This window comes from Streptomyces sp. NPDC101178 (assembly GCF_044767965.1).
Classification (GTDB): domain Bacteria; phylum Actinomycetota; class Actinomycetes; order Streptomycetales; family Streptomycetaceae; genus Streptomyces.
In genome coordinates, this window is the sequence record NZ_JBIWOZ010000018.1 from 38,509 (window position 1) to 53,467 (window position 14,959).

12 protein-coding genes are annotated in these 14,959 nt (G+C 72.8%); 8 read left to right on the top strand and 4 right to left on the bottom strand.

The window, feature by feature from the left end; genetic code table 11:
• Positions 1 to 182 precede the first annotated feature (182 nt).
• Positions 183 to 821: an adenylosuccinate lyase gene (locus ACIRR8_RS32480; protein ID WP_404071593.1), complete on the top strand. Its 639-nt coding sequence runs from the start codon at positions 183 to 185 to the stop codon at positions 819 to 821.
• A 5-nt stretch (positions 822 to 826) separates the two neighbouring features.
• On the opposite strand, the gene ACIRR8_RS32485 is transcribed toward ACIRR8_RS32480, so the two are convergent.
• Together ACIRR8_RS32485 and ACIRR8_RS32490 are read right to left on the bottom strand one after the other, a co-directional pair.
• Positions 827 to 2,419, bottom strand: a complete 1,593-nt coding sequence (locus ACIRR8_RS32485; protein ID WP_404071595.1) for an alpha/beta hydrolase — start codon at positions 2,417 to 2,419, stop codon at positions 827 to 829.
• 193 nt (positions 2,420 to 2,612) lie between these two features.
• Positions 2,613 to 3,647, bottom strand: coding sequence for an Rv2578c family radical SAM protein (locus ACIRR8_RS32490; protein WP_404071597.1), 1,035 nt, complete (start codon positions 3,645 to 3,647; stop codon positions 2,613 to 2,615).
• 149 nt (positions 3,648 to 3,796) lie between these two features.
• On the opposite strand from ACIRR8_RS32490, the gene ACIRR8_RS32495 reads away from it, so the two are divergent.
• Both ACIRR8_RS32495 and ACIRR8_RS32500 read left to right on the top strand, forming a co-directional pair.
• Positions 3,797 to 4,240, top strand: a complete 444-nt coding sequence (locus ACIRR8_RS32495) for an SRPBCC family protein (protein ID WP_404071599.1) — start codon at positions 3,797 to 3,799, stop codon at positions 4,238 to 4,240.
• Between the two features lie 221 nt (positions 4,241 to 4,461).
• Positions 4,462 to 6,864: an MFS transporter gene (locus tag ACIRR8_RS32500; protein ID WP_404071601.1), complete on the top strand. Its 2,403-nt coding sequence runs from the start codon at positions 4,462 to 4,464 to the stop codon at positions 6,862 to 6,864.
• Positions 6,865 to 6,916: 52 nt separating this feature from the next.
• Here ACIRR8_RS32500 and ACIRR8_RS32505 read toward each other — a convergent pair whose 3' ends face one another.
• Entirely contained in the window at positions 6,917 to 7,843 is a 927-nt protein-coding gene (locus ACIRR8_RS32505; protein ID WP_404071602.1) for a LysR family transcriptional regulator, read from the bottom strand.
• A gap of 113 nt (positions 7,844 to 7,956) precedes the next feature.
• Between ACIRR8_RS32505 and ACIRR8_RS32510 the strand changes: the two genes are divergently transcribed.
• Entirely contained in the window at positions 7,957 to 8,961 is a 1,005-nt protein-coding gene (locus ACIRR8_RS32510) for an aldo/keto reductase (protein WP_404071604.1), read from the top strand.
• A gap of 22 nt (positions 8,962 to 8,983) precedes the next feature.
• Here ACIRR8_RS32510 and ACIRR8_RS32515 read toward each other — a convergent pair whose 3' ends face one another.
• The gene (locus ACIRR8_RS32515) at positions 8,984 to 9,352 is read right to left on the bottom strand and encodes a hypothetical protein (RefSeq protein WP_404071605.1); all 369 of its coding nucleotides are present in this window, start codon (positions 9,350 to 9,352) and stop codon (positions 8,984 to 8,986) included.
• A 282-nt stretch (positions 9,353 to 9,634) separates the two neighbouring features.
• Between ACIRR8_RS32515 and ACIRR8_RS32520 the strand changes: the two genes are divergently transcribed.
• The 4 genes from ACIRR8_RS32520 (at position 9,635) to ACIRR8_RS32535 (ending at position 14,846) form a co-directional block, all read left to right on the top strand.
• Entirely contained in the window at positions 9,635 to 10,468 is an 834-nt protein-coding gene (locus ACIRR8_RS32520) for a M55 family metallopeptidase (RefSeq protein WP_404071607.1), read from the top strand.
• Positions 10,461 to 11,804, top strand: coding sequence for a M20/M25/M40 family metallo-hydrolase (locus tag ACIRR8_RS32525; RefSeq protein ID WP_404071609.1), 1,344 nt, complete (start codon positions 10,461 to 10,463; stop codon positions 11,802 to 11,804). The genes ACIRR8_RS32520 and ACIRR8_RS32525 overlap by 8 nt, the downstream gene beginning before the upstream one ends.
• Positions 11,805 to 11,868: 64 nt before the next feature.
• Entirely contained in the window at positions 11,869 to 13,884 is a 2,016-nt protein-coding gene (locus tag ACIRR8_RS32530) for a prolyl oligopeptidase family serine peptidase (protein ID WP_404071611.1), read from the top strand.
• A 17-nt stretch (positions 13,885 to 13,901) separates the two neighbouring features.
• A complete protein-coding gene (locus ACIRR8_RS32535) occupies positions 13,902 to 14,846 on the top strand; it encodes an LD-carboxypeptidase (RefSeq protein WP_404071612.1) in 945 nt (314 codons plus the stop codon).
• The last annotated feature ends 113 nt before the right edge of the window (positions 14,847 to 14,959 follow it).

Below are 14,959 nucleotides of genomic sequence, written 5' to 3' on the forward strand. Positions count from 1 at the left end.
ACCGACAAGCACTCCGGATGGCTGCGTCACCAGGCCACCGGAGTCGCGGGGAGTGTGTTCCCGCTCAGATGAGAGTAACCGGCGAGTAACGAGCGCGCCACCCCTGAGTCTTTGTGCGCTGGACCACATCGGCTCCACCGGCCCGTCCCGCACGTAGCGTGTCCATGGATACGCTGAGCGTCATGGATGAGGAACTCCGTTCGCTCGTGGACCGGTTGCGGGACGAGGCGGCGGCCACGCCGGCCGAGTGGACCACGCAGGCGTCGGCCGCGCACGATTCGGCCACGTGCGACCCGGCCGCGCACGCCTTGGCCGTGTACGACGTGCTGGTGGCCACCCACGACCACGAGTTGCTGGCTCGGATCCTGGTGGAGCCCGGGCGTCCGCTCTGGGCCCGGGAGATCGCCGCCTTCCGGCTCGGCTGCGCGGGCGACCGGCGGGCCTTCGAGGCGCTGGTGCTCCTGCTCAACCACCGCGACCCCGAGCGCTGCGTCTCCGCCGCCCACGCCCTGGCCCGACTGAACGACCCGCGTACGCCCCGGGCCGCCGCCGCGCTCGCCACCAACACGCTGCGCACCGCGTACGCCCTGCACCCGGTCCGTCTGCTCACCACGCTGCGCGCTCCGGAGGCGGTCCCCGCGCTGGTCGCCACCCTCCACCGCCTGCTGGCCCCGGGCGAGAAGCACTGGAGGGTGGCGCTGGCCTGTGTCGAGGGCCTCGGCCAGCTCGGCGACCGGCGGGCCCGACCGGTCCTCACGGCGGCCCTCCCGCACCCGCGCCTGGCGAAGGCGGCGGCGCAGGCGCTGGAGCGGCTGCCGTAAGGCCTTCAGTGGCGCGGCCCCAGCAGCCCGTGCAGACGGCTGCCCGCGCTGTTGTCCACCGACTGGGCCGCCGCCTTCGCGGCCGGCAGCGGCTTCGGGTCCGGGAGCGCGGCGCAGACCGCGTCCGCCTCGCCCTCGCCCCGGCCGCGCGGGACGGTCCCGTCGGTCAGATAGGCCGTCAGGTGCCGGTCCAGGCAGGCGTTGCCGCTCAGCGTGATGCCGTGGTTGCCGCCGCCCTCCTCCACCACGAAGCTGGAGCCCTTGAGCTTGCGGTGCATCGAGACCGCGCCCGCGTACGGGGTCGCCGCGTCGCCGGTCGCCTGGAGGATCAGGGTCGCCGGGAGGCGGTGGTTGGTGACCTGGACCGGGGTGAGCGGCCCGACCGGCCAGCTGGCGCACGGCGCGTTGTACCAGGTGTTGTTCCACGCCATGAAGGGCGCCTTGTCGTGGATGCGGCGGGTGTCGTTGCGCCAGGTGGACCAGTGGCGGGGCCAACCGGCGTCGCGGCACTGGACGGCGGTGTAGACGGAGTAGCTGTTGCCGCCGCCGGTGCCGGTGGCGCCGAAGTTCTCGAAGGCCTTCACCAGCGCCTGGTCGTCCCGGTCGTTCACGTACGCGGCGAACGCCTCGGCGAGGTAGGGCCAGTAGCCGTTGTAGTACCCGCCCGGCAGGAAGGTGTCCTCCAGCTCGCTCGCGCCGACCTTGCCGCCGACCGGCTCCGCCGCGACGGCTGCCCTCATCCGGTACCAGGCGGCCTCGACCTCCGCCGGGTCCGTGCCGAGCCCGTACGCCGCGTCGTGCTTCGCCACCCACGCCGCGAAGGCCTTGTGGCGGTCGTCGAAGGCGTAGTCCTGGTTGAGGTTGCCCTCGTACCAGACGTCGTCCGGGCCGACCACCGAGTCCAGGACGAGCCGCCGCACCCGTTCCGGGTGCAGCTTCGCGTAGACGGCGCCGAGATACGTACCGTACGAGTAGCCGAAGTAGTTGATCTGCTCCGAGCCCAGCGCCCGCCGGATCACATCGAGGTCCTTCGCGGCGCTGACCGTGTCCATGTACGGCAGTACATCGCCGTGCTTCTCGCCGCAGGCGCGGGCGAAGGCGGCAGCCCGGTCGCGGTTGATCCGCTCGTCGCGGTAGGAGGCGGGCACCGAGTCCGGGCGGACCGGGTCGGCGTGGCCGGGCAGGCAGTCAAGGCGCGGGCCGCTCTTCCCGACCCCGCGCGGGTCGAACCCGATCACGTCGTACTGGGACGCCACCTTCTTCGGCAGCGCCGACGCCACGAACCCGGCCATCGACAGGCCGCTGCCGCCCGGCCCTCCCGGGTTGACCAGCAGCGGGCCCTGGTAGGTCTTCGCGGTGTGCGGGATCCGGGACAGGGCGAGGGTGACCTGGCGGCCCGCGGGGTCGGTGTGGTCCAGCGGGGCGCGGACCTTGGCGCACTGGAGCGTCGGATGGTTCTCCGTCGGACAGTCGGTCCAGGCGAGCTCCGGGGCGGGCGGCGCGCTCGCCTGCGAGGCGGCGGCCGGTACCGGAGCGGCGGCCAGCAGACCGGCGACCGTCGCACCGGCGGCGACCAGGATTCCTGCACGTTTCGTCATGGGGCCTCCCGAGGTGGAGGGGACGCGGCGGCGGTCGGCCGGTCCCCGCCGCATGGTCCCCGAGATCCACCGGCCGGGAGCCGATTCCGCGCGGAGTTGACCCGTACGGTCACGCGATCGGGTCTGCGGGAGGCGTGCGGAGGGAGTGCAGGGGCGTGCAGGGCGTGCTTGGTGTCGTCAGAGCTTCACGGCGTCAGAGCAGGGTGAGCTGGGTGGGTCCCGGCTCCGGCTCCTCCGGTGTCCGTACCGGGGTGATCCGGCGGGCCTCGCCCCGGTGCGCCGGGCCGATCCCGAACTCGTCCGCCAGCTCGTGCACCTGACGGGTGATCCGGCGCTGGTACCAGGTGGGGGCGTACGCGCCGTCCGCGTACATCCGCTCGTACCGTGGCACCAGATGCGGATGGTGGAGCCCGAGCCACCGCAGGTACCACTCGCGCGCGCCGGGGCGCAGATGCAGGACCAGCGGGGTCACCGAGGTCGCCCCGGCCGCCGCGATGGCCGAGACGGTGGCGCGCAACTGCTCGGGGCTGTCGCCGAGGAACGGGATCACCGGGGCCATCAGGACCGAGCAGCCGATCCCGCTCTCGGTGAGCGCGTGGACGACGTCGAGGCGGCGACCGGGGGAGGGGGTGCCGGGTTCGACCGTGCGCCACAGATCGCGGTCGGTGAAGCCGACGGAGACCGAGACGCCGACCTCGGTGACCTCGGCGGCCTGCCGCAGCAGCTCCAGGTCGCGGAGGATCAGCGTGCCCTTCGTCAGGATCGAGAAGGGGTTCGCGCGGTCGCGCAGGGCGGTGATGATGCCCGGCATGAGCCGGTAGCGGCCCTCCGCCCGCTGGTAGCAGTCGACATTGGTGCCCATCGCGATGTGCTCGCCCTGCCAGTGCCTCGAGGCCAGCTCCCGCTGGAGCAGCTCGGCGGCGTTGGTCTTGACGACGATCTGGGAGTCGAACCCGATGCCGGTGTCCAGGTCCAGATAGCTGTGCGTCTTGCGGGCGAAGCAGTACACGCAGGCGTGCGAGCAGCCCCGGTAGGGGTTCACCGTCCATTCGAACGGCATCCGCGAGGCCCCGGGCACCCGGTTCAGGATCGAACGGGCCCGGATCTCGTGGAACGTGATGCCCCGGAATTCCGGGGTGTCGAAGGTGCGCGTGGTCACCGCGTCCGCGGCGAAGAGCGCGCTGTTGCCGGTCATGGGGCGGTTTTCGACCAGATTGTTCCAGCGCATGGACGCCTCCTCGGTAGCACTGGCCACAGAATAGAACACTTGTTCCCTTGATCGTGCGAACCGGTCCGACGGCCCCGATTTTGAACGGCGCACCTGAGGTGGTTGGCTCAGCTCACCCCCCGGAATCACGGACTGCTGGAGGAACAGCCATGGCGCAGGTCGAGGCCACCACGGAGCGGATCATCGCGGCGGACGCAGAGGCGGTGTTCGACGCGCTGGCCGACTACAAGGACGTCCGCGGCAAGGTGCTGACCCCGCACTACAGCGAGTACGAGGTCCGGGAGGGCGGCGACGGCGAGGGCACCCTCGTCCACTGGAAGCTCCAGGCGACCAGCAAGCGGGTCCGCGACTGCCTGCTGGAGGTCACCGAGCCGACCGACGGACAGCTCGTCGAGAAGGACCGCAACTCCTCCATGGTCACCACCTGGACCGTCACCCCGGCCGGTGAGGGGAGGTCCAAGGCCGTCGTCACCACCGTCTGGGACGGCGCCGGCGGCATCGGCGGCTTCTTCGAGCGCACCTTCGCACCCAAGGGCCTCGGCCGGATCTACGACGAGCTGCTGCAGAACCTCGCCACCGAGGTCGAGAAGTAGCTCATCCGCCTGCGCCGGGCCGTCGGACGGCCCGGCGTGCTCCGGTTCTGCCGGCCTCACCGGAACGGGTGGTTTTCCGGTCCGGCCGGTTGTGCGCCGTAGTGGCTCCCACCGGCGCATAAGCCCTCCGTACGCGCCTGCGCGCCCCGCATCCCGTTTGCCCCGCCTTGCCGCGCGGTGCGAGAAATGGGCGGCGCAGGTGCGACGAAGGGGAGCGATACGTGGTGGGCGGAATCACGCTGCTGAAGGACGAGCCGGACCGTACGGCGGCTGCCGTGGGAGATCCGCCGCCACCGGCCGACGCCCGACCGCACCCGGCGGCCGAGGAGATCAGCCCCCGACGGGTCCGGATGGTCTTCCTCGGGCTGATGCTCACCCTGCTCCTCGCGGCGCTCGACCAGATGATCGTCGCCACCGCCCTGCCGAGGATCGTCGGTGAGCTGCGCGGCCTGGAGAAGATGTCCTGGGCGGTCACCGCCTACCTCCTCGCCTCCACCATCGTCCTGCCGCTCTACGGGAAGCTCGGCGACCTCTTCGGCCGCAAGGGCGTCTTCCAGTTCGCGATCGTCGTCTTCGTCATCGGCTCCGCGCTGGCCGGATGGTCACGGACCATGGACGAGCTGATCGCCTTCCGCGCGCTCCAGGGCATCGGCGGCGGCGGGCTCATGATCGGCGTCCAGGCGATCATCGCGGACATCGTCCCGCCCCGGGAGCGCGGCCGGTACATGGGGCTCATCGGCGCGGTCTTCGGCCTCGCCTCGGTGGCCGGGCCGCTGCTCGGCGGCTTCTTCACCGACCACGCCTCCTGGCGCTGGTGCTTCTACATCAACGTGCCGTTCGGACTGGTCACGTTCGCCGTGATCGCGGTGGTGCTGAAGCTTCCGAAGCCCGCCGTACGGCCCCGACTCGACGTGCTGGGCGCGGTGTTGCTGGCCGCCGCCTCCACCTGCCTGGTCCTGGTGACCAGTTGGGGCGGAACGGAGTACGCGTGGGGCTCGCGGACGATCCTCGGCCTGGCGGCCGGGGCCGTCGTCACGACGCTGCTCTTCGTCGCCGTCGAGCACCGCGCGGCCGAACCCATCATCCCCTTGCGGCTGTTCCGCGACTCGATCTTCAACATCACCGGCCTCATCGGCGCCGTCGTCGGCATCGCGCTCTTCGGCGCCGCCAGCTATCTGCCGACCTACCTCCAGATGGTGGACGGGGCCAGCGCCACCGAGTCCGGGCTGCTGATGCTCCCGATGATGCTCGGCATCGTCGGCGGCTCCATCGTCTCCGGCCAGCTCATCACCCGTACCGGCCGCTACCGGATCTACCCCATCGTCGGCGGCGCCGTCTCCGTCGTCGGCATGTGGCTGCTCTCCGGTCTGGAGGCGGGCACCTCGCGCCTGGAGTACAGCCTCTGGCAAGCCGTCCTCGGCACCGGCATCGGCCTGGTCATGTCGGTGCTCGTACTCGCCGTGCAGAACTCCGTACGCCCGGCCGACCTCGGCACCGCCACCAGCGCCAACAACTACTTCCGGCAGATCGGCGGCAGCGTCGGCGCCGCCATCTTCGGCACGCTCTTCGCCGGCCGGCTCTCCGACTCCCTCGGCGTCCGCCTGCCGACCGGCGTGGAGCTGCCTCCGCCGGAGTCGATCACTCCGCAGCTCGTCCACGCGATGGAACCGGCGCTGCGGGACGCCTACGTGCAGGCGTATGTCGACGCGATGCCGCGCATCTTCCTCTACCTCGTGCCGGTGCTCGTCCTCGGCCTGGTCCTCGCCTTCTTCCTCAAGGAGAAACCGCTGGTGTCCCACCACAGCCCCGAAGCCGCCACCGAGCACTCGCCCGTTCCCGCCGCCCGCACCGCACCTGCCGGGCTCTCCGGCGTGCCCGTCCGCGGCAGCGTCCAGCACCCGGACGGTACGACGGTGGACCGGGCCGCCCTCACGCTCATCGACGTCCAGGGCCGGCAGATCGGACGCGGTGCCAGCGGTGGCGACGGGCGGTACGCGCTGAGCGTCCCGGGCGCCGGGAACTACGTCCTCATCGCGGCGGCGGGCGGCCACCAGCCGCAGGCCGTCAGCGTCACCGTCGGCGACCGGCCGGTCGAGCTGGACCTGGTCCTCGGCGGCGCCGGACGGCTCGCCGGATCCGTCCTGACGGCCGACGGTGTGCCCGTACCGGACGCGGCCGTCACGCTCACCGACGTACGCGGCGAGGTCGTCGCCTCCACCCGCACCGGCCGCGAGGGCGGCTACGTCATCGGCGAACTCGTCGCCGGCGAGTACACCCTGGCCGCCAGCGCCCCCGCCTACCGCCCCACCGCGCTCCCGGTCAGCGTCCAGGCGGCCCGCGAGACCCGGCAGGACATCGAGCTGGCGGGCGGGGCCGTGCTGCGCGGCGTCGTCCGGGCCACCGGCGGCCGGCCGGTGGAGGACGCCCGGGTCACGCTGCTGGACGCGGCGGGCAACGTGGTGGACACGCTCACCACCGGGCCCGACGGCTCGTTCCGGTTCGTCGACCTGTCGTCCGGCGAGTACACGGTGATCGCCGCCGGCTACCCGCCGGTCGCCACCGTGCTCCAGGTGGCGGGCGGCGGCCGCACGGAACGGGACCTCCAGCTGGGCCACGAGGACTGAGGCGTACGGGGGTGAGCTGAGCCTACGAGTCCGGTACGGGCTCCGGACGGGCTCAGCCCACCACAGCCCTCGGCACCGCCGCCTCCCGTACCGCGTCCTCCCGCACCAGCCGCATCAGCGCGCGCGCCCCCGGGCTCAGGCTCCGCGCCACCGGGAGCACCACCACGCTCTCGTACACCGCCCGCCGCGCACCCGCGGGCGCCACCTCCACCGCCACCAGCCGGGCCGCCTCCGGCTTGCGGGAGAAGTGGTGCGGCACCACCGCGATCCCCAGCCCCTCCTGCACCAGCTCCAGCAGGCTGTGCACGTCGTTCACCTCCAGGCCCACCGTCCGCCGGGCCTCCGCCGCCGCGAACGCCTGGTCCGCCGCACGCCGCGGCCCCCAGTCCGGGTGGAAGTCGATGAACGACTCACCCGGCAGCTCCTCCCACGCCACCTCGGCCCGCCCGGCGAACCGGTGGCCCGCCGCACACAGCACCACCATCCGCTCCCGCGCCAGCTCCACCAACTCCCCGCGCCACTCCGCCGGACCGACGGTGGCCGCGAACGCGAGGTCCAGCCGCCCGCCCGCCACACCGTCCAGCAGGCTGCTCGTCCCCTCCTGGCGCAGCCGCAGCTCCATCTGCGGGTGCTCCCGGTGGAACGCGGCCAGCAGCCGCGCCGGGCTCACCCCCGCCACACACTGCTCGACCCCCACCGTCAGTGTCCCGCGCAGCAACCCCCGTACGGCATCGACCGCGTCCCGCGCCGCCCGCGCGCCCGCCAGCGTGCGCTCGGCCTCCACCAGCAGCGCCCGGCCCGCCTCGGTGAGCCGGACCGACCGCGTGGTGCGGGAGAACAGCGGCGTGCGCAGCTCCTGCTCCAGAGCGCGTACGGAGGCGGAGAGGCCGGACTGGGAGACGGCGAGGCGCTCGGCGGCACGGGTGAAGTGCTGCTCCTCGGCGACGGCGACGAAGTGCTCCAGCTGACGCAGTTCCATGATTGAGGACTGTAGGCGATGAATCCGAGCGGAATCTCCTGTTGGACTGCTGGATCGATCTGCGGAAGCCTGGACTCCGTCCTTCCGGCCCTCTCCCCGCGGAGCCTTCTCCCATGTATCTGCCGTCCGCCGACCGCTACTCGGCCATGCCCTACCGGCGCACCGGCCGCAGTGGCCTCCTGCTGCCCGCCCTCTCCCTCGGTCTCTGGCACAACTTCGGCGGCGACCGCACCCCCGACGAGCAGGCCCGCATCCTGCGCCGCGCCTTCGACCTGGGCATCACCCACTTCGACCTGGCCAACAACTACGGCCCGCCGCCCGGCTCCGCCGAACTCACGCTCGGCCGCGCGCTCGCCGGCGACTTCGCCGCGCTGCGCGACGAGATCGTCATCTCCACCAAGGCCGGCTACCACATGTGGGACGGCCCGTACGGGGAGTGGGGCTCGCGGAAGTACCTGCGCTCCTCCCTGGACCAGAGCCTCAAGCGCCTGGGTGTCGAGTACGTCGACATCTTCTACTCCCACCGCCCCGACCCCGACACCCCGCTCGAAGAGACGATGGGCGCGCTCGACACCGCCGTACGCCAGGGCAAGGCGCTCTACGTCGGCCTCTCCAACTACAGCGCCGAGGAGACCCGGCAGGCCGCCGCGATCCTCACGGACCTCGGCACGCCGCTCCTCATCCACCAGCCCCGCTACTCGATGCTCGACCGGCGTCCCGAGGACGGGCTGCTCACCGCGCTCGACGAGCTGGGCGTCGGCTCCATCGCCTACTCGCCGCTGGAGCAGGGCATCCTCACCGACCGCTATCTGCACGGCATCCCGGCCGGCTCGCGGGCGGCGGGCGCCAGCCCGTTCCTCACGGCGGACGCGGTCACGCCGGAGCTGGTGGAGCGGCTGCGCGCGCTGGACGCCGCGGCCGAGGAGCGCGGCCAGTCCCTCGCCCAGCTGGCCCTGGCCTGGGTCCTGCGCGGCGGCCGCCTCACCTCCGCCGTGGTCGGCGCGAGCAGCGTCACGCAGCTGGAGAACAGCGTGGAGGCCGTGCGGAACCTGGAGTTCACGGCGGACGAGCTGGACCGGATCGAGGAGCTGCTGAGCGAGGCCGGCACCGGCGTGTAGCGCGTGCCGCCGGGCCCGGTGGTCACCGGGACCGCAGCAGCGGTACGGCCGCGAGCGCCGAGACCGCGAAGACGACGCCCGCGGTGGTGAAGGCGAAGGCGTAGCCCGACGCCTCCGCCACCGTACGGGCGGTGGCTCCGCCGGTGAGGCCGCCGGTGTGCGAGGCGGCCAGGGAGACCAGTACGGTGAGGCCGATCGTCGGTCCGGTCTCCAGCGCCGTGTTGACGACGCCTCCGGCCAGGCCGGACTGATCGGCCGGAGCGTCGTCGAGCAGGGTGATGGTGGCGGCGGAGAAGGCCAGGGCGATGCCGGCGAGCAGGGCGGCGCCAACAGCACGGCGACCGCCGCCACCAGCGTCGGGACGAGGAAGGTCCAGCGCCAGGAGAGCCACACGGTCGCGGCCCCGGAGACGAGGGTGCCGACCGCCGCGCCCCAGACGCTCATGGCCCGGGTGCGGGCCCGCGGTGTGTGGTGGAGTAAGACGGCGAGGGCCAGGGCGGCGGGGGCGGCGAAGGCGGCGCCGGCACCCTGGCCGTAGGGGACAGCCTGGCCGCTCCCGACGGCCGGCCCCGAGTCGGCTAGAGCCCACTGGAGGGACCTTCGGCGGCCCCGACCTCCGGCGAGCGACCCCTCTCCTGGCCCCCGCCGCTCGCGGGGCGTACGGTGAGGCGGCATGAAGATCCTCATCAGCGCCGACATGGAGGGCGCCACCGGCGTGACCTGGCCGGCCGATGTGCTGCCGGGCACTCCGCAGTGGGAGCGCTGCCGGCCGATGTTCACCTCCGACGTGAACGCCGCCGTCCTCGGCTTCTACGACGGCGGCGCCGACGAGGTCCTGATCAACGAGGCCCACTGGTCGATGCGGAACCTGCTGCTCGAACAGCTGGACGACCGGGTGCAGATGCTGACCGGCCGGCACAAGTCGCTCTCCATGGTGGAGGGCATCCAGCACGGCGACGTGGACGCGGTCGCCTTCGTCGGCTACCACACCGGAGCCGGTACGGAAGGCGTCCTCGCCCACACCTACCTCGCCAACTCCATCACCGGCGTCTGGCTCAACGGCGTCCGCGCCAGCGAGGGTCTGCTCAACGCGCAGGTGGCCGCCGAGTACGGCGTGCCGGTCGTCCTCGTCACCGGCGACGACCTCACCTGCGTGGACGCCGGGGGATACGCTCCAGAGGCCCGCAAGGTGGCCGTCAAGGACTACGTCTCGCGGTACGCGGCCGTCTGCCGCACTCCCGCCCGAACGGCCGCCGACATCCGCACCGCCGCGCGGGAGGCCACCGCGCTCGCCGGCCGTCAGGCGCCCGTCACCGGTGGGACGTACGCCGTGGAGCTGGAGTTCGACGCCGAGCATCTGGCCGCCGCCGCGACCGTGGTGCCCGGCGTGGCGCCCAGCGGTGAGAGGCGCGTCGCCTACACCAGCGCGACGATGTACGAAGGTATTCGCACGTTCAAGGCGGTGACGACGATCGTGTCGGCCGCCGTGGAGGAACAATATGGCTGAGGCCACCCACCCGCTCGGACCCGTTGACCGGCAGGCGCTCGACGAGGTGGTGACCTTCACCTCCGAGCTGATCCGGATCGACACCACCAACCGGGGCGGCGGCGACTGCCAGGAGCGCCCGGCCGCCGAATACGTCGCCGAGCGGCTGGCCGGGGCCGGTCTCGAACCGGTGATGCTGGAGCGCACCCCCGGCCGGACCAACGTCGTCGCCCGGATCCCCGGCACCGACCCGTCCGCCGACGCGCTGCTCGTCCACGGTCACCTGGACGTGGTGCCCGCCGAACCCGCCGACTGGACCGTGCACCCGTTCTCCGGCGAGGTCCGGGACGGCGTGGTGTGGGGGCGCGGGGCCGTGGACATGAAGAACATGGACGCGATGATCCTTTCCGTCGTAAGGGGATGGGCCCGCGAAGGGTTCCGGCCGCCGCGCGACATCGTCATCGCGTACACCGCCGACGAGGAGGACAGCGCCGCCGACGGCTCCGGCTTCCTCGCCGAACAGCACCCGGAGCTCTTCGAAGGGTGCACGGAAGGCATCAGCGAGTCCGGCGCGTTCACCTTCCACGCCGACCAGGGCCTCTCCCTCTACCCGATCGCGGCGGGCGAGCGCGGCACCGGCTGGCTGAAGCTGACTGCCGAGGGCCGGGCCGGACACGGCTCCAAGGTCAACCGGGAGAACGCGGTGACCGCCGTCGCCGCCGCCGTCGCCCGGATCGGCGAGCACGAGTGGCCCGTCCGCCTCACCCCGACCGTCCGCGCCGCCATCACCGAGATCGCTGCCCTGCACGGCATCTCCGTCGACCTGGACGACCCCGGCTTCGACGTCCCGCAGCTCCTCGCCAAGCTCGGCCCGGCCGCCACGCTCGTCCAGAACACCGTCCGCAACAGCAGCAACCCGACGATGCTCGGCGCCGGCTACAAGGTCAACGTCATCCCGGGCAACGCCACCGCCTTCATCGACGGCCGGTTCGTCCCCGGCGGCGAGGACGAGTTCCACGCGACCCTGGACCGCCTCACCGGCCCTGACGTCTCCTGGGAGTTCTACCACCGCGAGCAGGCCCTCCTGGCCCCGGTCGACTCACCGACGTACGCCAAACTCCGCGCCGCCGTCGAGAAGTTCGACCCGGGCGCGCACACCGTGCCGTACTGCATGTCGGGCGGCACCGACGCCAAGCAGTTCGCCAAGCTCGGCATCACCGGCTACGGCTTCTCACCGCTCAAGCTGCCGCCGGGGATCGACTACCAGGCGCTCTTCCACGGCGTGGACGAGCGCGTCCCGGTCGACGCCCTGCACTTCGGCGTCCGCGTCCTCGACCACTATCTGCGTACCGCTTGACCAGCACCGCCTGACCAGCACTGTCCGACCGGTATCGTTCGACCGGACCCTGGGGGGACCCACCGTGAACACCGTGCCCGAAGCGCCGTACGGCTCCTGGCCGTCACCGATCGACGCGGCGCTGGCCGCCTCGCACGACGGGCGGCCCGACCACCTCGCCACCGTCGGCGACGAGGTGTGGTGGACCGAGCCGCGCCCGGCCGAAGGCGGCCGCCGCGCCCTGGTGCGCCGCCGCCCGGACGGCAACACCGAGCCCGTGCTGCCGGCCCCGTGGAACCCGCGCAGCCGGGTCATCGAGTACGGCGGACAGCCCTGGGCCGGTGTGGCGCGCGCGGAGGGCGGGCCGCTCGTCGTGTTCGTCGACTTCACCGACCAGCGGCTGTACGCGTACGCCCCCGACGGCCCGGACGCGCCCCGGCCGCTGACCCCGCTCTCGGACGTCGGCGGCGGGCTGCGCTGGGTGGACCCGCAGGTGCGCCCGGAACAGGGCGCCGGCGGTGAAGTGTGGTGCGTGCTGGAGGAGTTCACCGGACCCGGTCCCACCGACGTACGCCGCGTGATCGCCGCCGTGCCGCTGGACGGTTCGGCCGCCGACGACCGCTCCGCCGTACGTGAACTCTCCGACGGGCAGCACCGGTTCGTCACCGGACCCCGGGTCTCGGACGACGGGCGGCGGGCCGCCTGGATCGCCTGGGACCACCCGCGGATGCCGTGGGACGGCACGGTGGTGATGCTGGCGGAGATCACGGAGAGCGGTGAATTCACCGGCGTACGGCCTCTGGTGGGCGATGTCGACGAGTCGGTCTGCCAGATCGAGTGGGACCGCGACGGCAGCCTCCTGTTCGTCTCCGACCTGGCCGACTGGTGGGAGCTCCAGCGCATCCGGCCCGACGCCGTGGCCGGAGGCGCGGTCCCGAGCAGCCGTCTTCTGCCGCCCCGGGGCGAGGAGTTCGGCGGGCCGCTGTGGAAGATCGGGCTGCGCTGGTTCCATCCGCTGGAGAACGGGCTGATCGCCGTCCTGCACGGCCGGGGCTCCCAGCGGCTCGGCATCCTCGACCCGGAGACCGGCGAACTCGCCGACGTCCCCGGATACTGGACCACCTGGGCCGACACCCTCGCCGTGCACGGCAGCCGGGTCGTCGGCGTCGCGGCGAGCCCGCGCACCGGCCACGAGGTCGTGGAGCTGGACACGGCGACCGGCCGCACCCGCGTCATCGGCTCCGCCCACCAGGACGCCGTCGACCCGGCCTTCCTGCCGGAACCGCAGGACCGGACGTTCACCGGCTCCGACGGCCGCGAGATCCATGCCCACATCTATCCGCCGCACCACCCCGAACGCACCGCGCCCGAAGGCGAACTGCCCCCTTACCTCGTGGCCGCGCACGGCGGACCCACCGGGCACGCGCCGCTCGTCCTCGACCTGGAGATCGCCTACTTCACCTCGCGCGGCATCGGGGTCGCCGTGGTGAACTACGGCGGCTCGACCGGCTACGGCCGCCGTTACCGCGAACGGCTCCGCGAACAGTGGGGAGTCGTCGACGTGGCGGACTGCGCGGCCGTCGCCGACGCGCTGGTCGCCGAGGGCGCGGCCGACCCGCGCCGGCTGGCGGTCCGGGGCGGCAGCGCGGGCGGCTGGACGGCGGCCGCCTCGCTCACCACGACCGACCGGTACGCCTGCGGCACGATCCTCTACCCGGTCCTGGACCTGGAGGGATGGTCGACGGAGGGCACGCACGACTTCGAGTCGCAGTACCTGGAGTCGCTGATCGGACCGGCCGCCGAGGTGCCCGAGCGCTACCGCGATCGCGCGCCGATCAACGGCACCGACCGGCTCACCGCCCCGTTCCTGCTGCTCCAAGGCTTGGACGACCTGGTCTGCCCGCCCTCCCAGTGCGACCGGTTCCTGGCCGCCGTCGAGGGACGTGGAGTGCCGCACGCGTACATCGCCTTCGCGGGGGAGGGGCACGGGTTCCGGCGGGCGGAGACCCTGATCCGGGCGCTGGAGGCCGAACTCTCCCTCTACGTGCAGACGTTCGGTATCGATCGGAGCGATGTGGAGCCGCTGGAGCTGCGGACGTGACGAAGGGCGCTTCACGGATGGCCCCTCCCGCCCGGCCGTCCCGGCTGAGCGCCGGGGCGCGGGTCGCCGTCGTCGCACCCAGCGGCCCCGTTCCCGCCGACCGGCTGGAGGCGGGGCTCGCGGTGCTGCGCGACTGGGGGCTCGAACCCGTTGTGGCGCCTCATGTCCTCGACGTGCATCCGGAGTTGGACTACCTGGCGGGTGCGGACGCGGACCGGGCGGCGGACCTCCAGGCGGCCTGGTGCGATCCGTCGGTGGACGCCGTGTTCTGCGCCCGGGGCGGGTACGGCGCGCACCGGATGGTGGACCTGCTCGACTGGCCGGCGATCCGGGCGGCCGGGCCGAAGGCCTTCGTCGGCTACAGCGACATCACCGCGCTGCACGAGGCGTTCGCGCTGCGCGCCGGATTCTCCACCCTGCACGGCCCGATGGTCGCCACCGAGACGTTCCTCGCCGACGCGCCGACCCGCGAGCACCTGCGCGCCACGCTCTTCGAGCCGGAGACGGTCCTGACCCTCGGCCTGGACACGGCCGCGGCCCTCGTCCCCGGCCAGGCCCGGGGCATCCTGTACGGCGGCTGCGTCAGCCTCCTCGCCGCGGCCACCGGCACCCCGCACGCCCGGACCGGCGCCCGGGGCGGCCTCCTCGTCATCGAGGACACCGGTGAGGAGCCCTACCGGCTCGACGGGATTCTCACCCGGCTGCTGCGCACCGGCGCCTTGGAAGGGGTGGCCGGAGTGGTCTGCGGCTCCTGGCAGGAGTGCGGGCCGTACGAGCAGATCCGCGCGGTGCTGGCCGACCGGCTCGGCCCGCTGGAGATACCCGTGATCGAGGAGCTGGGGTTCGGCCACGGCCCGACCACGCTGACGGTCCCGCTGGGAGTGCCTGCCGTGGTCGACGCCCCTGCCGGCGGCGGCCGTTGCACGCTGACCGTCGAGGTCCCCGCGCTCCTCCCGGCCTGACCGCACGCCGGGCCGTTCCCGTCTGAACATCCGTCAACAACCGCCGCCCTGAGCGTTGACACGGCTATGACACGTGTCACACCATGAGCGCGGCCCAGTACTTACCGGTCGGT